The 18,014-nt window shown below is 64.6% G+C and carries 17 protein-coding genes; 5 read left to right on the top strand and 12 right to left on the bottom strand.

The annotated features are described in order from the left end of the window. Positions 1-291: 291 nt before the first annotated feature. The 5 genes from pheS to rpmI form a co-directional block, all read right to left on the bottom strand. Positions 292-1,356 (bottom strand): phenylalanine--tRNA ligase subunit alpha, encoded by a 1,065-nt coding sequence (pheS, locus tag J1C49_RS02375; protein WP_227444186.1) that lies wholly within the window; start codon positions 1,354-1,356, stop codon positions 292-294. A 134-nt stretch (positions 1,357-1,490) separates the two neighbouring features. Beyond that, positions 1,491-1,961 (bottom strand): MarR family winged helix-turn-helix transcriptional regulator, encoded by a 471-nt coding sequence (locus J1C49_RS02370; RefSeq protein WP_227444185.1) that lies wholly within the window; start codon positions 1,959-1,961, stop codon positions 1,491-1,493. Next, positions 1,948-3,096, bottom strand: a complete 1,149-nt coding sequence (locus tag J1C49_RS02365) for a twin-arginine translocation pathway signal protein (protein WP_227444184.1) — start codon at positions 3,094-3,096, stop codon at positions 1,948-1,950. The genes J1C49_RS02370 and J1C49_RS02365 overlap by 14 nt, the downstream gene beginning before the upstream one ends. A gap of 864 nt (positions 3,097-3,960) precedes the next feature. Further along, entirely contained in the window at positions 3,961-4,326 is a 366-nt protein-coding gene (gene rplT / locus J1C49_RS02360; RefSeq protein ID WP_227444183.1) for a 50S ribosomal protein L20, read from the bottom strand. Positions 4,327-4,340: 14 nt separating this feature from the next. Then, positions 4,341-4,541, bottom strand: a complete 201-nt coding sequence (gene rpmI, locus J1C49_RS02355) for a 50S ribosomal protein L35 (RefSeq protein WP_227444182.1) — start codon at positions 4,539-4,541, stop codon at positions 4,341-4,343. Between the two features lie 231 nt (positions 4,542-4,772). Here rpmI and J1C49_RS02350 point away from each other — a divergent pair, with 231 nt between their 5' ends. After that, entirely contained in the window at positions 4,773-5,351 is a 579-nt protein-coding gene (locus J1C49_RS02350) for a hypothetical protein (RefSeq protein ID WP_227444181.1), read from the top strand. Positions 5,352-5,918: 567 nt separating this feature from the next. On the opposite strand, the gene J1C49_RS02345 is transcribed toward J1C49_RS02350, so the two are convergent. Both J1C49_RS02345 and pyk read right to left on the bottom strand, forming a co-directional pair. Then, positions 5,919-6,140, bottom strand: coding sequence for a hypothetical protein (locus J1C49_RS02345; RefSeq protein ID WP_227444180.1), 222 nt, complete (start codon positions 6,138-6,140; stop codon positions 5,919-5,921). 36 nt (positions 6,141-6,176) lie between these two features. Further along, positions 6,177-7,622, bottom strand: coding sequence for a pyruvate kinase (pyk, locus tag J1C49_RS02340; protein ID WP_227444179.1), 1,446 nt, complete (start codon positions 7,620-7,622; stop codon positions 6,177-6,179). 164 nt (positions 7,623-7,786) lie between these two features. On the opposite strand from pyk, the gene J1C49_RS02335 reads away from it, so the two are divergent. Next, a complete protein-coding gene (locus J1C49_RS02335; RefSeq protein ID WP_227444178.1) occupies positions 7,787-8,560 on the top strand; it encodes an N-formylglutamate amidohydrolase in 774 nt (257 codons plus the stop codon). A gap of 60 nt (positions 8,561-8,620) precedes the next feature. Then, positions 8,621-8,941, top strand: a complete 321-nt coding sequence (locus tag J1C49_RS02330; protein WP_227444177.1) for a DUF1244 domain-containing protein — start codon at positions 8,621-8,623, stop codon at positions 8,939-8,941. A 66-nt stretch (positions 8,942-9,007) separates the two neighbouring features. On the opposite strand, the gene J1C49_RS02325 is transcribed toward J1C49_RS02330, so the two are convergent. The 4 genes from J1C49_RS02325 to leuS all read right to left on the bottom strand — a co-directional run bounded on the left by J1C49_RS02325 (position 9,008) and on the right by leuS (position 13,947). Next, positions 9,008-9,595 (bottom strand): glutathione S-transferase family protein, encoded by a 588-nt coding sequence (locus tag J1C49_RS02325; protein ID WP_227444176.1) that lies wholly within the window; start codon positions 9,593-9,595, stop codon positions 9,008-9,010. 19 nt (positions 9,596-9,614) lie between these two features. Then, positions 9,615-10,643, bottom strand: coding sequence for a DNA polymerase III subunit delta (holA, locus tag J1C49_RS02320; protein ID WP_227444175.1), 1,029 nt, complete (start codon positions 10,641-10,643; stop codon positions 9,615-9,617). Positions 10,644-10,673: 30 nt separating this feature from the next. Then, a complete protein-coding gene (lptE, locus tag J1C49_RS02315; RefSeq protein ID WP_227444174.1) occupies positions 10,674-11,240 on the bottom strand; it encodes an LPS assembly lipoprotein LptE in 567 nt (188 codons plus the stop codon). A 64-nt stretch (positions 11,241-11,304) separates the two neighbouring features. Next, positions 11,305-13,947, bottom strand: a complete 2,643-nt coding sequence (leuS, locus tag J1C49_RS02310; protein ID WP_227444173.1) for a leucine--tRNA ligase — start codon at positions 13,945-13,947, stop codon at positions 11,305-11,307. 286 nt (positions 13,948-14,233) lie between these two features. Between leuS and J1C49_RS02305 the strand changes: the two genes are divergently transcribed. Continuing rightward, positions 14,234-15,493, top strand: coding sequence for a glycosyltransferase (locus J1C49_RS02305; RefSeq protein ID WP_227444172.1), 1,260 nt, complete (start codon positions 14,234-14,236; stop codon positions 15,491-15,493). 239 nt (positions 15,494-15,732) lie between these two features. Here J1C49_RS02305 and J1C49_RS02300 read toward each other — a convergent pair whose 3' ends face one another. Then, positions 15,733-16,236, bottom strand: a complete 504-nt coding sequence (locus J1C49_RS02300; protein ID WP_227444171.1) for a DUF3576 domain-containing protein — start codon at positions 16,234-16,236, stop codon at positions 15,733-15,735. Between the two features lie 610 nt (positions 16,237-16,846). Between J1C49_RS02300 and J1C49_RS02295 the strand changes: the two genes are divergently transcribed. After that, positions 16,847-17,884: a porin gene (locus J1C49_RS02295; RefSeq protein ID WP_227444170.1), complete on the top strand. Its 1,038-nt coding sequence runs from the start codon at positions 16,847-16,849 to the stop codon at positions 17,882-17,884. Positions 17,885-18,014 lie beyond the last annotated feature (130 nt).

Below are 18,014 nucleotides of genomic sequence, written 5' to 3'. Positions count from 1 at the left end.
AGCACAGAGCACAGAGCACAGAGCACAGAGCACAGAGCACAGAGCACAGAGCACAGAGCACAGAGCACAGAGCACAGAGCACAGAGCACAGAGCAGCATCAAGGCTCGGTGGCTTGCAAGCCCCCCTTCAGATTGAAACCTCCCCGGCCCGCGAACGCCTGACCGGAACACAGGCTGTCATGGCACACGAGGCAACAACCCAACCGCAGCGTGTCAGTGGTCCCGAACCAGCAGGCACAGCCAGAAACGTCACCGTCCGAGAGCCGTCAGACGGCGTTGTGCGCTTGTTGCTTACAGCCCACCATGCAGCGTCGGAACCTCAAGGGCGGAAAACCCGTAGTGTTTCAGCCAGCGCAGGTCGCTCTCGAAGAACGCGCGCAGGTCGGGGATGCCGTATTTCAGCATGGCAATCCGGTCAATGCCCATGCCAAAGGCAAAGCCCTGATATGTATCGGGGTCGACGCCACCGGCGCGCAGGACCGATGGATGCACCATGCCCGAGCCGAGGACTTCGAGCCAGTCATCGCCTTCCCCGACCTTGACCGTGCCCCCTTCGAAACTGCACTGGATGTCGACCTCGGCACCGGGCTCCACGAAGGGGAAATGCGACGCGCGGAAACGGGTCTTCACAGACGTTCCGAAAAACGCGGAGAAGAACGCCTCCAGCACCCATTTCAGGTTTGCCATGGAGATGTCTCGATCCAGGGCAAGCCCTTCGACCTGATGGAACATCGGCGTGTGCGTCTGGTCGTAGTCGGCGCGATACACCCGACCCGGTGCGATGATCCGGCAGGGTGCGCCGTGTTTTTCCATATGCCGGATCTGCACCGGCGAAGTATGGGTGCGCAGCACATGCGGCGGGCGATTGTCGCCCTCGGCGCGGTGCATGTAGAACGTATCCATCTCGGCGCGGGCGGGGTGATGACCGGGAATGTTGAGCGCGTCGAAATTATACCAGTCGCTGTCGATCTGCGGACCTTCGGCCACGGAGAAGCCCATATCGGCGAAGATCGCGGTGACCTCTTCGGTGACCTGGCTCACGGGATGGATCGTGCCGATCCGACGCCCACGCGACGGCAACGTGACATCCAGCCATTCGGTTTTGAGCCGCTCTTCGAGCGCGGCGTCGGCCAGCGACGCCTTGCGCGCGGCCAGTGCAGCGTTGATCTCGGTTTTCAGCGCGTTGAGCGCGGGGCCTGCAACCTGGCGCTCTTCGGGCGTCATCTTGCCCAGTTCGCGCATCTTGAGGCTGACCTCGCCCTTCTTGCCCACGGCCTGCACACGCAGCGCCTCAAGAGCGGCTTCGTCAGAGGCGTTTGCGATCGCGTCGATATATTTGTCGCGCAGCTCGTCCATGTCGGTCCCCGTGAAAAATGCTTTGTTCTGCTAGCGGCGCGGGGCGCGGAATGCAAGCGCGGGGTCGCTCAGGAATTGCCGACCGCCCCGCATGGATGTGTGGGCGCCCTGCCTCGGTGGCGGGGGCTGCGCGCTTACGATGGCGGTTGGGGCGCGTCACGGGCGCTGTCGAGATAGCGGCGCAGCTCTTCGAGCACGGGCAGGATCGCGGCGACGCGCTCCGGCGGGACAACGGCGGAGAGTGTCGCGACGTCCGGCCCCATGGCGGCGATGGCCTCGGCCCGGACATTGGCGCCCGCTTCGGTCAGCATGACGCATTTCGACCGCCCGTCCGCCGGATTGGGCACAAAGCGGATCAGCCCGGCCTTCTCCAACCCGGCGAGCGTGTGCGTCATCGTCGTCTTGGGCACCTGAAAGGCACGCGCCATCTGCAATGGTGTTTTGCCATCCCCCAGACGTGTCAGATGGTTGAGCACAGAGAAATGCGAGACCAGCAGCCCATGCGGCAAGTGCCGCTCCAGAAGGCTGCTGGAGAGTTGATTGATGATCCCCACCTCGTTGAAGAGCGAGAAATACATCGATAGGTTTTGATCAGCTTCGGGCAATCTTGGCATCCAGAGGCCAGCGCGGAGAGGGCGCCGTATCTGGCCCATACCCTATTCGGGCAAACATCTGAAGGGTTCCACCGTCAGGCACCAACGTCTCGTGGATCTGCGCATAGAGGGCATCCATCTCGGGGTATTCCTGCAATGCCTGGCTGAGCGGCTGCATCGACAAACCGATCGCGGTGCCCGCCAGATTGAGTCGGATCCAGTCAGCCCCCGAGATGATCTGATCGGTGCGGGTGTTGGTGGGGGTCGAGATCCAGATATGGCCCATCGCGGTGTCGGTATTGGCGTAAACCGCATCAAGCCCGGCATTATAGGCGATGGAGGCCGTGTCGAGCGCGATGTCCCGGTTGAACAGCCCGGCTAGGCGCAGCGATTCGAACATCGGGCCGGTGAAATCGATGCCATCGGGATTGGCGTCGACCTCGCGGTGACCGATGCGGAAGAGATCGACGCTTTCGCGATAGGTGTGCGGGGTCTCGATCTCGATGCGCAGCGCCTCACGGCTGAGCGCACGGAAACGCGCGATGTCGTCGGGATCGACCGTGCCCCCAAAGCGCGTTCCGGCGGTGTTGGCGGCGGCAAGCGTGTCGAGCACGGCGGGGTCAACCGCGCGCGTGGTGTCGTAGGGCTCCTTGAGCGAGCGGCGGTTCATGACATGGGCAAAGAGCGGATCGGGGCTGATGGCGGGGTCGGCGATGAATTGCGCGCGGGCGACGGGGCGCCTGTCAAGCGCTGCGGCGTCCTCGCCCTCCGGGAAAAGGTCGAGCGTCACGCGGTAGCCATCTTCGGCGGCGGCCATGCGCATCAGTTCGAGAAAACACCCCAGCCCGATGGTGATCTGGCGGCTGAACGGGTCGGTCGCGGGCAAAAGGCGCGCCGTGTCGACAGAGAGCGTCACCTCGCCATCGGTGGCAAGATCCACGATCCAGGGCTGGCGATTGTGCGGGTTGGGCGCGAGCAGCGCGTAGGACAGCGCCTTGCGGCGGATCTCCGTCTCTGCCCCGGCCGTGGACCATGGCGCAAGTGCGCTTTGCGGATTGCGGGTGACGGAATAGGCGGCAGCGCCGGACGCGGCGAGGATAGCGCCACCTCCGACCAGGAAGAGGGCTTTGCGGCGGGAAAGGGTCATGTCGGCTCCTGAATTCGGCGGGTGTGGACGTATTATAGTGCGATGTCGAACTAAATAGTCCGATATCGCACTAGCGTCAAGGATCGATCCGGTTGCAGTGTTTCAAATGATGCAAGCCGCGCGGCCCGCGCCCGGCGTGGCAAGCGCTGGGCGCGTCAGGGGAAGAGGCATTCTCACTGGCCCGCTTGGGCGGCTGGCTCCAAAATGTGCGTGGTAGCGTGTTTGGCCTGTGCCTTGCGTGTCACGCCTCGTCGCGTCCCACGCGGCGCACAGGTCCGGGCCTGTCGCGCATCACCTCCGGGCGCGGCAGGTTCGATAAATGGATCGGGTGCGGTCATGGTGCCTGAGTTGCAGGACCAATACTCGCCCAACCAGGAGACCGGATCGGACCCTGCTGAAAGGGCATTCGTGACGCGTCATTGCCGCGACGCGGTTGCCCCCCGAATACGCATGCGGGAATTTCGCCGCGCAAAAAACGCCAATCCGTTGCAGCCTGCAAGCGCGGGAACCATCGCCCGGACCCAAGCCGAAAACGCAGCGCGCCTGATGGATCGCACGCTGTCGCAGCGATGGCGCGGATATCACCGCAGGCGCCGCGTCGAGACCGATCTGTGTTGTGTGCCATTGAGGCGCCACGCCGAATGGCAAGAAGCTTCGACCGAAAGCTCGCGGAAATCCAGATCCGCCGCGCCCTGCACAAGCGCCATACCGCGCTTGGCATTCCGGTCATCGAAACATCCGCATGATACCGTGCCGTAGAGCCGCAATGCGACGCTCACCCGATCCGTGCGACAATGCCCGCAAACAAGAAAAAGCCCGGCATCTCTGCCGGGCTTTCGCATGAGTTTATTGGGTCGCTTGACCTCAGGCTGGAAGCGCGCTTTTCGCCTGTGCGACGATGGCACCGAAGGCTTCGGGCTCATGCACCGCGAGGTCAGCGAGCACTTTACGGTCCACTTCGATACCTGCAAGGTTCAGGCCGTTGATGAAGCGCGAATAGGTCAGCCCTTCGTCATGCATGCGCACGGCGGCGTTGATCCGCTGGATCCACAGCGCGCGGAAGTTGCGCTTGCGGTTCTTGCGGTCGCGCGTGGCGTATTGGTTGGCCTTGTCGACGGCCTGTGCGGCCACCTTGAAGGTGTTCTTGCGACGACCGTAGTAGCCTTTGGCTGCCTTGGTGATCTTCTTGTGGCGCGCGTGAGTAACGGTTCCGCCTTTGACTCGAGACATAGGGGATCCTCCTCTTAGCGGTCGTAGGGCATGAAGCCCTTGATGATCTTGGCATCGGGCTCGGAGAGCGTCGTGGTGCCGCGAGCATCGCGAATGAATTTCTTATGGCGCTTGATCATGCCGTGGCGCTTGCCGGCCTGGCCGCCGACCACCTTGCCGGTGGCGGTGACCTTGAAGCGCTTCTTGGCGCTCGACTTGGTCTTCATCTTGGGCATTTCGGTCTCCTTATCTTGTCGTGACCCGCTTCGCGCGACTCGGCATGCCACTTGGGCCGGAAGCGCGGATCCGAAGGCGCCGTGTAGACGAGCCTGACAGGCTTGGCAAGGGCCCCGAGGAGAACTTCCCGGTCCTGTCGGAAAATTGCCGGGCGATGCGGAATTGACAGGAATTTTAGCGCAATCTTCAGGATTTTGTCGTGGGATACCCGCAAACGATGGAGATCAAGGATGGAGTCTGGCGGAGCGACGCGCCCCCCAAGCGGCGGGGCGTCAAAACAGAGCGCTGTTGCGCGCGCCGTGGCGGAGCTCGCGCGGCAGGCGTCAGAGGCGGCGCGGGGGGCGGGCAGCGCCCTGCGCCACCATGTGCAGGGTCTGGCGGACGCCGCAACGCGGCGCGGGATGAGCGGGGTCTTTGCGCCCGAGGCGCCGGAGGCGGACAGGTTGGAGACAGCCGGGTCCGGATCTGGCGAGAGGGTGGTCGGTGGGCCCGGGGCACGCGGATCCGGATTTGGTGGGTCCGGGCTTGGCGGGTCCGGGCTTGGCGGAACAGCCAGCGCGGGGGACGGGACGCAGAGGCCGGCAGCCCGCGATGCCGCAGAGCAGGCCCCACGCCACGCTCCCGGCGTGCCCTCGGCAGCCAGCATCGGGTCCGTTGTGGTGAAAGCCGGGACGGGACGCACGATGCCCGGCGCGTCTTCCCAGCCGTTGCAGGGCGCGGAGGGGGCCCCGCCCGCGGCGACCCATTACGGCCGGTCCACCGCAGCGCTGCAATCTCCAAGAACCTCCGGCATCAGCAGATTGGCGTGACGTGCACGGTTGTGCCCTGCCCCGGATTGCGCGCCCGGGCGGGAATAGCGCACCGCGCGAGAAGCCCGATGTGACCGGGACGCTCTTCGTTGGAGCAAAACCCCGGTGCGCGGCTGGGTGCGGCGGCGCGAGCGGCAGGGGCCAGCGGCAGGAAGAGCGCCCCGCGCAGGCTGAGATACGCGGCCCGCGGCCATCAAGGGCCTGACGCCCGGCGATTGCGCGATTGGGATCAGCGTCTCCTGCAATGGGAGCGGAACACCCGACGGGCGCGGAACAGGCGTCAGGAGTGTTGCAGGCGGCAGGAGCGGAACAGGCGGCAGGAGCGGCACAGACGGCAGGAGCGGCACAGGCGGCAGGAGCGGCACAGACGGCAGGAGCGGAACACCTTACAGGAGCCAATCAACCGACAGGAACGTAATGACCTTCGGGAGCCCCATGACCTTCGGGAGCCATAAGACCGGAAAGTGCCCGACAACCGGCAGCAACGCGACGGGCGGATCGGGGCCTCTTGGTTGTCCCCTTGCCGAAAAGACCGCCACGTGGCTTCGGCGACGGTTCGCCGCTAAATCAGAGGACCCTGCTCAACACGCGGAAAATCGCCTCGGGGATCTCCTGCAGCGTGTAGCCGGACGGACTGGCATTGATCGCATAAACGATCAATCCGCCGCCCGCCATGAGGGCAATTGTTGCCACCCGTGGCGTCCGGTTGTTCGAGAAGGCCGATATGATGGAAGGCACCGACAACACCGCCAGCACCAGCCCGATTACCAGAGCGAGATCCGGATCCATTTTCCTGCCTGCACAATTGCCCGCGTTGACGCAAGGTTACTCTGGATCGGTGCTGTAGATCAAACGTTCGTCACAGGGCGCCACACGCAAGATGTTGGTTGTTCCGGCCGTGTTGAAAGGCACACCGGCGGTCAGCACGATCAGGTCCTCGTTGGAGGCGTAGCCATGATGGCGCGCCGCGCGGGCTGCTTTGACAACCGCCTGCTTGAAGCGTTCGAGCACCGTCGTTGTCTCGCAATGTGTGCCCCAGATCAGCGACAGCCGGCGTGCGGTAGCCGCGTCGGACGTCATCGCGATAATCGGCACCGGCGGGCGCTCGCGTGCCACGAGGGACGCGGTTGTGCCGGACGAGGTGAAACAGCAGATCGCCTTGATGTCGGCGGTTTCGGACAGTTCGCGGGCCGCGGAGACAATGCCGTCGGCCACGGAGCGGCGGTTCACGGACCGCGATGCCGTCATGATCTCGAGATAGGTCGGGTCCGATTCGACCTCGCGGGCGACATTGTCCATGGTGGAGACCGCCTCGATCGGGTAATCGCCCGCCGCAGATTCCGCAGAGAGCATGATCGCGTCGGCGCCTTCGTAGATCGCGGTGGCGACGTCGGAGACTTCCGCGCGGGTCGGCATCGGGCTCTCGATCATCGATTCGAGCATCTGGGTCGCAACGATCACGGGCTTGGCCGCAGCCCGGCATTTGCGCACCAGACGTTTCTGGATCGGCGGAACGTTCTGCACCGGAAGCTCCACGCCGAGATCGCCGCGCGCGACCATGATGCCATCGGAGACCGCGAGGATCTCTTCAAACGCCTTCACGGCGGCGGGCTTTTCGATCTTCGACAGGATCGCGGCGCGGCCCTTGCAGAGCGCGCGGGCCTCCTCGACATCGGCGGCACGCTGCACGAAGCTCAGCGCCAGCCAGTCGACGCCCAGCGCGGAGACAAACTCCAGATCGCTGCGATCCTTGTCGGAAAGCGCGGCCAGCGGCAGCACCACATCCGGCACGTTCACGCCCTTGCGGTTGGAGATCGTGCCCCCGGTGACCACGGTGCAATCGGCGAAATCGGTGCCGCAGGCCTGCACCTTGAGCCGGATCTTGCCGTCGTTGACCAGCAGATGCGCACCCTCTTCGAGCGCGGCAAAAATCTCCGGATGCGGCAGGTTCACACGGTCGATCGTTCCGGGCGTCTCGTCGAGATCGAGCCGGAACGCGGCCCCCTCTTCAAGCTCCTCCTCGCCATTGGCAAAGGTGCCAACCCGCAGCTTGGGCCCCTGAAGATCCGCGAGAATCGCGATCGGGCTTTCGCAATCGGCCTCGACCTGCCGGATGATCGCATGGCGTTCGGCGATTTCCTCGTGGCTGCCATGGCTCATGTTGAGACGGAACACATCCGCTCCGGCCTCGTGCAGGGCGCGGATCATCTTGTAGTCCGAAGAGGCCGGCCCGAGGGTGGCCACGATCTTGACGCGTCGTTCCCGCTTCATGGTATTTTGTCCTTCCTTCTGCCTGCGCACGGCCCGATGGCCGGGAGACTGAAAATTTGCGTTACCGCTAACACGACCCCTGTCCATCCGCAAGGTGCGACACCCGCGCGGCAAATAAAGGCTGCGGGCTTGTCATGGCTGTGCCAACGGGACAAGACAGGGGCATGACCTATGTGCCCTTTACCACCATTGGCGCCGACCGCCAGAGCCCGTGGCTCATTACCTGCGATCATGCAACCAATACCGTGCCACCCGATCTTGGCGGAAGCCTCGGCCTGCATCCCTCGGACATGGCGCGGCATATTGCCTATGATGTAGGCGCGTTCGGCGTTGCCCGCGCGCTTGGTGAGGCGTTGGGCGCGCCGGTGATCGCGTCGAACTTCTCGCGGCTGGTGATCGACCCGAACCGCGGAGAGGACGATCCTACCCTGATCATGAAGCTCTATGACGGCTCGGTGATTCCCGGCAACCGGGCAGTGGATGCCGCCGAACGCGAGCGGCGGCTGGCCGCCTATTACCGACCCTATGACGAAGCACTGGCGGCGTTGGCCGGGCGCAGGGAGGACGTGGCCATCGTGTCGGTGCATTCCTTTACACAGCAGTTGCGCGGTCGGCCCGCGCGGCCCTGGCATATCGGCATCCTGCATGCGGAAGACCGCCGCCTGTCCGACCCTCTGATCGCGCGCATTGCGGAGGAACCGACGCTGTGCGTCGGGCGCAACGCGCCGTATCCCGGCCATTTGCCCGGCGATGCGGTGGACCGCCATGCCCGCCAGCGCGGACGCCACAACACCCTGATCGAGATCCGGAACGACCTGATCGAGGATCGCGCCGGGCAGTCATGGTGGGGAGAGCATCTTGCGCTCTGGCTGACCGACGCACGCGCGCGGATGAAACCGGACGCGCCCGCCCCTATCTTGGAGAGCAAACCGGCCTGACAGTCACGGGCGGCGCCTGGCCGCCCCGGCCTGCGAAAGCCCTGAACGAGGAGAGACACCATGGATGACGCCACCCGCACGGAGATCGAAGCCGCCGCCTTTCGCCGCCTGCGCCAGCACCTGATGCAGGACCGCCCGGACGTGCAGAATATTGACCTGATGACCCTCGGTGGGTTCTGCCGCAATTGCCTGTCGCGCTGGTATCAGGAAGCCGCAAACGAGCGCGGCATCGAGATGGACAAGGCAGAGGCGCGCGAGATCTATTACGGCATGCCTTACGATGACTGGCGCGCGCAGAACCAGACCCCCGCCGATCCGAACAAGCAGGCCGCCTTCGAAAAGGCCTTCAAGGAAAACGTCACCGACAAGGGCGAAGGCTGATCACGCCCGCACAGGGCGGCGGGCAGCATCGGCCCGCCCCGCGCGGCACCCGCCATCGGGACGGGCTCAGAGCGCGGCCGCGGCCTTGAAGGCCGGGCGGGCGCGCACCCGTTCGAGATAAGCGGCAAAGGCGGCGGTTGGCTCCGGGAAGCCCGCATTCTTGGCCCAACCCCCGCAATGCCCCAGAACGATATCGGGCACGGTGAGCGCGTCGCCGGTGAGATAAGGGCCTTCGGCCTCGTCAAAAATGCGGGTGATCGCCCGCGCGTATTCCGCCTTGCAGCTTGGTTTGACAGCCGCGACCCGCTCTTGCTCCGGAAGGATGAAACTGTGTTTCGCGGCCATCCACAGCGGCCCTTCGACCTCGTCCAGGATGCGAAAGGTCCAGGCATCCTGCCGGGCGCGGGCCACGCTGCCCGCAGGGGCGGTGAACGCGCCATGCTTGTCGGCGAGATGGGTCAGGATCGCGCTGCTGTCGCCGATGACCGCGTCGCCATCCACAAGCACCGGCACCTTGCCAAGCGGCGCCAGCGCGGTGAGAACGGGATCATGCGGTTTGACCGCGTGGTGCGTGTAATCCGCGCCCAGTTCCTCAAGCAGCCATAGCACCCGGAACGTGCGGGTCGCCCGCGCGCCGTAAACAGCGTAACTCATTGGCGTTATTCCTTTCTTCTCAAGACGCCCGCGCCATGTAGGCAAGTCGGACAAAGGCACGTTCAACCAGCGCCATGGCCGGCGCGCGTTGTCCCGCGGACCGCAGGGCAAGGTCGGTTTCCATGATCACGCGCAGCGCATCTTCGAGCCGGTCCAGCCGCCAGCGCCCGGCCTGCCGCAGCATCCGGTCGCGACGGGGGCCAAAAACCGGCGGGCGCAGCTTGCCGATGCCCTGCTGCGGGCCGCCGGGGGCCGAAGCGATGGTATAAAGCATGCGGAAGTGCCGCGCGCCCATGATGACGAGAGTGACGGGGGTGACACCCTGCGCGGTGAGCCGCGCCATGACCGGCGCGATGTCCGCGATCCGCCCTTCGGCCAGCACATGCAGCACGTCATCCACATCCGCTTCGACAGAGGCCGGCGCCATCAGGGCGATCTCATCCGGTGACAGCGGCGTTGTATCGCCGATCTTGTAGAGCGCGATCTTTTCCAGCGTCTGGCGGAAATCTCCGGGAGTGAGCCCGCGCGCCAATTCCTCAAGCGCGGCCATGGCGTCGCGGTCGAGCGCAGTCAGACCCGCGCGGGCCAGCTCGGCCTCGATCTCCGCACGGCCCATCGGGTCGCTGTAGAGCGCGGCACAAAACGCATTCGGCGCCGCTTCGAAGAGCTTGCGCAGGGCAGAGCGCGCCGGCAGCAAAGCCGCGGTTGCAACGATCTGCGCGTCGCCCGGGCGCCAGTCGGTGAGCGCGGCGCCGAAGGTCTTGGCCAGTCCGTCGGTCGCCTCGTCCACCACAACCGCGCGCGGTCCGGGGAAAAACCCCTGCGCCTTTACCGCGTCGAGCAACAGGGCCGGTTCCTTGCGCAGGTCCGCTCCGGCGAGCCGCGTGAGGCGCATCTCCTCCTCTGCACCCGGCCCGACCATCGCGGCGACGGTTTCGGCGCGTTTCATCGCAACGCGCATGGTATCCTCGCCGAAAATGAGAACCCCTGCCGCGTTCGGGTCCGGCCGCTGGAAAAAAGCCTGCGCGTCGCGGGGAGAAAGCTTCATGGGGTGACGGGATCCGCTGAACGCTGCATGTCAGGACGGCGCGCCAAGATCCGGCGCGCGCAGTATCAGCGAATCGATCACCTGATCGGCCAGAATCACCATGAGCCGCTCGCGGGCGTCGCGTTCCGCCGCCAGCGTCGCCACGGTGGACCCGGTGGTGGAATAGCCCGTGAACGCGTTGGTGCGTCCCTCGATGACCGCGGTCTTGCTCCCGGCGGGCATAAGCGCGTATTGCGCGCGCCCGATGATGCGATACCGCGTGATCGAGCCTGTGGAGGTGGAGCCGAGATCCTGCTGATCGGTCTGGATCTGCACCCCGAGTTGCCACGGCGCGGCGGTGGAGCGGCCAAGCCGTTCTTCGAACCGGCGGTTGAACGCGTAGGATTCGGGCGTTTCCGCCGCGCTGAGCGCGATCTGGCCCTCAAGCGCCCGACCGCCGCCGCCGGGCCCGTAGACCGGCTGGAACCCGCAGGCCGTCAGACCCGACCCGCCAAGCGCCACAAGCAGCGCGCGCCGCGTCAGCCCCAAAGGCGCACCTTGCGGGTCAGATTCCGCGCGGCGCGCAGACGCCGTCTGGCCCGACGGGAGCGCTTTCACGCCCGGGCCGCCTGTCCGGGCCGCGCGGCGCGCAGACGCCGTGCCCGATATGCTCCGACCGTCTTCAGACAACCACATTCACAATCCGCCCCGGCACCACGATGAGCTTTTTCGGCTGCCCGTCGCCGAGCGCCTTTTTCACAGCATCATGGGCCAGCGCGGCTTTTTCAACCGCGTCTTTCGGCAGATCCCGCGGCACGACCATCTCGCCGCGACGCTTCCCGTTGATCTGGATCGGCAGCGTTACCGTCTCCTCGACCAGCATCGACTCGTCCGCTTTGGGCCAGTCCGCATTGGCGATAAGCCCCACGCCTCCAAGCATGGACCAGATCTCCTCGGAGAGGTGCGGCGTCATCGGCGCCATGAGCTGCGCCAGCGTGCGCATCGCCTGCCGCTTGGCCTCCCCGCCCGCGTCGGATTTCGCCAACGCATTGGTGAAGGCATACAGCCGTGCGATGGCGGCGTTGAAGCCGAAGCTCTCAACCCCCATGGTCACGTCATGGATCGCCTTGTGCATCTCGCGCAACAGCGCCTCGTCCCCATCCGAAGGGCCGACCTCTGACACCGCCACCTCGGAAGCAATCCGGTAGACCCGCGCAAGGTGCTTGTGCGCCGCCTCCGCGCCTGCGGCGGTCCACTCCACGTCGCGCTCCGGCGGGCTGTCGGACAACACGAACCACCGCGCGGTATCGGCTCCATAGGTGTCGATGATCGCCACCGGATCGACGACATTGTTCTTCGATTTCGACATCTTGGCCGAGGGGATGATCTCGACCTCCGTGCCGTCGGCAAGAAAACCGCTGCCGTCGCGCAGCGTCACCTCTTCCGGGTAATGATAGACAGGCCGGCCATCCGTGCCGCGTGTCTGGTAAATCGCATGGGTGACCATGCCCTGCGTGAACAGCGCGTTGAACGGCTCGGCGCATTTCTCCGGAAGATGGCCCGTCATCTGCATGGCGCGGGCAAAGAACCGCGAATACAAAAGGTGCAGGATCGCATGCTCGATGCCCCCGATATACTGGTCGACATTCATCCAGTATTCCGCCGCCTCCATATCGGTTGGCGTTTCGGCACGGGGTGCGGTGAAGCGTGCAAAATACCACGACGAATCGACAAACGTATCCATCGTGTCGGTTTCCCGCTGCGCCGGCGCGCCGCAGGACGGGCAGGCACAATCGCGCCATGTTGGGTGCCGGTCGAGCGGATTGCCCGGCTGATCGAAGCTCACATCGTCCGGCAGCGCGATCGGCAGGTTCTCTTTCTTTTCCGGCACCACGCCACAGGCTTCGCAATGCACCACCGGGATCGGGCACCCCCAGTAACGCTGGCGCGACAGCCCCCAGTCGCGCAACCGATACTTGGTCACGCCATGTCCGACGCCGTTCTGCTCGCAAAAGGCGATGGCCGCATCGATGCCCTCTTCGCCGGTCTGCACGGCAGCCCCGGCAAAGCCTTTCACATAATGCACGCGCTCGGTCTTGGCTGGCACAAACGCCGCCCCGCCCTCTTCGGGAAGCGCGTCCCCGCTTCTTTGGGCCTCATCAATCCCGGGGGGCGCGGGGGGCTGCCCCCCCGTTTTCCCGGTCTCCGCCGGGTCCAGAGGCACGTAGGTCGAAACAACCGGCAAGGCATATTTCCGCGCAAAATCAAGGTCGCGCTGGTCATGGGCCGGGCAGCCGAAAATCGCGCCCGTGCCGTAATCCATCAGGATGAAATTGGCTACGTAAACCGGCAGCTCCCACGCCGTATCAAACGGGTGCCGCACCTTGAGCCCGGTATCGAAGCCCTTCTTTTCGGCCTTTTCGAGATCCTCTTCCGAGGTGCCCATGCGGCGGCACTCAGCGTTGAATTCAGCCAGGTCCGCATTGTCCTTTTCCAACTGCCGCGCCAGCGGGTGGTCCGGCGAAATCCCGACAAAGCTCGCGCCCATCAGCGTGTCGGGCCGCGTTGTATAGACCTCCACGCGGTCATGACCGTCCGGCCCGTCGATCAGGGAGAAGGCAAATTGCAGCCCGCGCGAGCGCCCGATCCAGTTGGCCTGCATCAGCTTGACCTTGGCCGGCCAGTCATCGAGCCTGTCGATCGCATCAAGCAGCTCTTCCGAATAATCGGAGATGCGGAAGAACCACTGGGTCAGTTCACGCCGCTCGACCAGCGCGCCGGAGCGCCAGCCGCGCCCGTTCTCGACCTGCTCATTGGCAAGCACGGTCATGTCCACCGGATCCCAGTTGACCACCGCGTTCTTGCGGTAGACCAACCCCTTTTCGAGGAAATCGAGGAACAGTGCCTGTTGCTGACCGTAATATTCCGGGTCACAGGTGGCAAACATGCGCGACCAGTCCAGCCCGAAGCCCAACGGCTTCATCTGGCTGACCATCGTGTCGATGTTGGAATAGGTCCAGTCCTTGGGATGCCCGCCAGAGGCCATGGCCGCGTTCTCTGCCGGCATGCCGAACGCGTCGAACCCCATCGGATGCAGAACGTTGTGGCCCGTGGCCAGCTTGTAGCGCGCGATCACGTCACCCATCGTGTAGTTGCGCACGTGACCGATATGGATGCGCCCCGATGGATAGGGAAACATCTCCAGCACGTAATATTTCGGCTTTCCCCCGTCCCGCGTGGCGCGAAAAGTGCCCGCCTCTTCCCAGGCGTGCTGCCATTTCGGCTCGGTCTCTGAGGGTGTGTAACGGGCGTCTTTTGCGGACATCGGGCGCGTTCCTTGGATCGGCTGGGCGGCCCGGGCGGACGGGCCTCTTCGGCGCAGTGAATAGGCCGGGGAGGGCGGCGCGTCCAGTGGGCTGATGGCGCCAGCAGGCGGGGCCATCGCGGCGCCGCGCCGTCCGGACCGCCGCGACCATGGCGAAACCGCCACGCAAGAGGCGGGTGAGCGGCAGCGGCCCGCGCCGCCTCGGCAATCGCGCGATGCCCCCATTGGCAGCGCGCGCGCGGCGTGTCACAAATCCCTGACCGTGCAGCCAAGAGCCCGAGACTTTATGAAAATCCTGTTGATTCACCAAAACTTCCCCGGACAATACAAACACCTTGCCCCTGCGCTCGTCGAAATGGGGCACCAGGTCGTGGCGCTGACCTGCAAGGTCAAGGAACCGGCGGTCTGGAAGGGCGTCCAGATCGTGCCCTATGAAATCAAGGGCCAGTCGAGCCCCAAGATCCACCGCTGGCTTGCGGATTTCGAAACCAAGGTGATCCGCGCAACCTCCTGCTATGTGGGCGCCAAGGCACTCAAGCAACGCGGCTTCGAGCCCGACGTGATCTGCGCCCATCACGGATGGGGCGAGTCGATGTTCCTCAAGGACGTGTGGCCGCAGGCACGGCTCGGGCTGTATTGCGAGCTCTACCACCTCACCGAGCCCCCCTTTGTCGGGTTCGATCCGGAATTCGAAACCAGGAACCTCGAAGCGGACAGGTTCCGGATCCGGATGAAGAACCTCAACAACCGGATGCACGAAGAGATCATGGATGCCGGCATCTCCCCCACGCGCTTTCAGGCCTCGACCTTTCCCGACCGTTGGCAGGAGCGGATCACGGTCGCCCATGACGGGGTCGATACCGATCTCGTGGTGCCAAACCCGAATGCCGCCCTCAAGGTCTCCGACGACCTCACGCTGACCCGCAATGACGAGGTGATCACCTTCATCAACCGCAATCTCGAACCCTATCGCGGCTACCACATCTTCATGCGCGCGCTGCCGGAGATCCTGAAACGGCGCAAATCCGCGCATGTGGTGCTGATCGGCGGCGACGAAGTCAGCTATGGCTCCAAGGCGCCCGATGGCAAGACATGGAAACAGATCTTCATCGACGAGGTGCGCGGGCGCATCCCGACACCGCATTGGAATCGGGTGCATTTCATGGGGCGCGTGCCCTATGACACCTACCTGTCGATGATCCAGGTCAGCACGGCCCATGTCTATCTGACCTATCCCTTCGTGCTCAGCTGGTCCCTGCTCGAATCGATGTCGGCAGGCTGCGCGATCCTCGCCTCAGACACCGCGCCGGTCAAAGAAGCGATCACCGAGGGCGAAACCGGCTGGATGGTGGATTTCTTCGACAAAGACGGGCTGGTCGAGCGGCTTGACGCGCTGCTTGACGACCCGGCGACGCGGCAGCGCATGGGCGAGAATGCCCGCGCCCACGTGGTGGAGAACTATAACCTGCAATCGATCTGTCTGCCCAAGCACATCAAGTGGGTCGAAGACCTCGCCAAGCTGGACGCGCGGCCGGTTCTGGCCTGACCGGACGGACGCCAAAGCGGCGCCCGTTGGAGAAGCGGAGCGACGTCGGGGCGCGCCCGGCCTGCCTGAAATCCCGGCCTGCCTGAAACCTAGGCATGCCTGAAACCCCGGAACCCCGGCATCCCCGGAACCGCCGCAGCCCAAGCGCCAAGGCCCGACGCAAAACAAAACGGGGCGGCACAGGCCACCCCGATCCCGTCCGGTTCGCCCTCGCGGGGCCGGACGCGCTTTGCAATGGGTCAGAACCGGCTGTCGCGGGCCCGCAGCTGACGCGCGCGGGTCAGGATCGCGTCTTCGATGGCGCGCACCGTCGCGGGGTCCACGGCGCCGCCGCGCGTTTGCATCGCGATGTTGAGCGACCGCGCATCAAGCGCCGGGTCGGACACATAGATCGTCGCGCGATAGGCGCGCCCGCCTCCCGGCGGCGTGCCATAGCCCGTCGAGATCACACCGGTGAACGGATCCGCCGATTCGACCGGCAGGAAGTTCAACGTCTCCAGCGCCGCATTCCAGATATAGCGGTTCACTGCGCCAATCTGGCCCTGATCGGGGCGAGACCGGAAGAAATCCCACAGCGTGCTGCGCGGGCGGCGACCGTCTTCGTAGAGGATACTGTCAATGATCTCGTCAGCCGGCGGCGTTTCCGCTGGCGCGGCCTCGCGGCTCCCGAACGCCCCGCACCCCGCCAGAAACAGCAGCGCGCCGGCCAAAGTCAGCCCGAATAGTTTACGCGACATAGTCATCAAAGGCACTCCTGCGTGCGGCCGAACCGATTTCTCGGGGTTTTGAATACGCGTCCCGCGCGGTTGCGGCAAGGCGTCATTCTCAGTCTCCCGTCTCTTTGGCATGTCGCAACCGCGTCCCGAGCATTGCCCGTGCGCGGTTTGACAGGCAATTGTTGCAGCGGCGAAGCGCGGGTTTCACACCGCTTGAAGGGGTCTGCCCCTGCCTGGATGCCGGGCGCCGCCCTTGCCGCCGGACTCACGATCAGACCCGGGGGAGCGCGTCGGATTCGCCCCCGATCTGCGATGGCAGCGAGCGCTGATGGCGCGATTCACCCGCATCCAAGCACCGCTGCACCGGCCAGTGTCACGCCCCTTTCGCACGAGATGGCGACAGAAAGAGAGAATAGTGAGGCGGTCGGGGACAGGCGAAAAACCGTGTTTTCAGTATAAGATGCGCAGATCCCGCCCGGCCCGGCCCCGGTTTGTGGCATAGCTGCATCACTGATGGCCTTGTTGGCGCCCCAATTTGCGCAGGGCTTGCGAACACCACCCGCTGAGGCGCATAGACGGTGCATCAAAACCGGGCATCTCCGGATTGGTACGTGCCTTTGAACACATGAGGGAAACAATGAAAAAGATCCTGTTTGCGAGCACCGCACTGGTAGCGACCGCTGGCATCGCATCCGCAGAAGTGACCGGCTCTGGCGCCGGCACCATCAACATCACCGGTAACGCCGAAATCGGTGTCTTCGGTGGCTCCGCGTTCAACGCAGTGACCGGCGACACGGACACCGTTGAAACCGCATTCCACACCGACGTCGACGTTGTGTTCGCAATGTCCGGCGAAGCCGACAACGGCCTGACCTTCGGTGCCACCGTCGACCTCGACGAAGGCTTCGGCACAGCGGGCAACAACGACCGTGACGACGGCGGCGCAACCTTCTTCGTGGCATACGGCAACGCACGCCTCGACATGGGTGACACCGACGGCGCGTTCGACGCAGTCATCAAGGAAACGGCTCTGGCCGGTGGTTCCATCCGGGACGACGAAACAGGTCACCTTGGTTGGGCGCACCCCGCCATCAACCTGAACAACGGTCTGGACAGCCAGATCGGTGACGGTCAGATCGCACGCTTCTCCTACACCTTCTCCGGCTTCACGGCACACCTCTCCGCCGAGCAGGTTGCTGAAGGTAACAACGTTGAGAACGCAGCCGGCGACGAGCTCCTCGGCGAGACCATCTGGGGCCTCGGTGTTCGCTACAACGCTGACATCTCCAACGGCACAGTCGGCGTTGGTATCGGTTACCAGACCGTGGACGGCGACAACGGTGCGGACCTCTGGGGTATCAGCCTCGACGGCACGCTCTCCAACGGCCTGACCGCGGCGATCAGCTACTCGCAGCTGGACTTCAAAGGTAACGACAACGAAGTGAAGTACACCTCGATCGGCTTCGGCTACGAGATGAACAACATCGCTGTTGGCATCAACTACGGTCAGTACGACACCAACTTCGGTGCGGACACCTCCGGCTTCGGTCTGGCAGCGTCCTACGACCTCGGTGGCGGTCTGAGCGCCCAGCTCGGCTACGGCCAGGGCGAGTCCGAGAACGACTTCGCCGGTTCGCCGGACAGCTTCTCGCTCGGTCTGCGCATGAACTTCTAAGTTCACGCCATATTGGCAAAGAGAGAGCGGGCCTTGTGCCCGCTCTTTTCTTTTTTGAGGCGCCGTTTTTTTCAGGTCCCCCGATAAATCGGGTCAAGGCCGTGCCGGAATTGAGCCCGGTGCTGACCCT

The organism is Cognatishimia sp. F0-27 (assembly GCF_020667845.1).
GTDB lineage: Bacteria > Pseudomonadota > Alphaproteobacteria > Rhodobacterales > Rhodobacteraceae > JAFMPQ01.
This window is presented reverse-complemented; position numbering and strand designations above follow the sequence as displayed.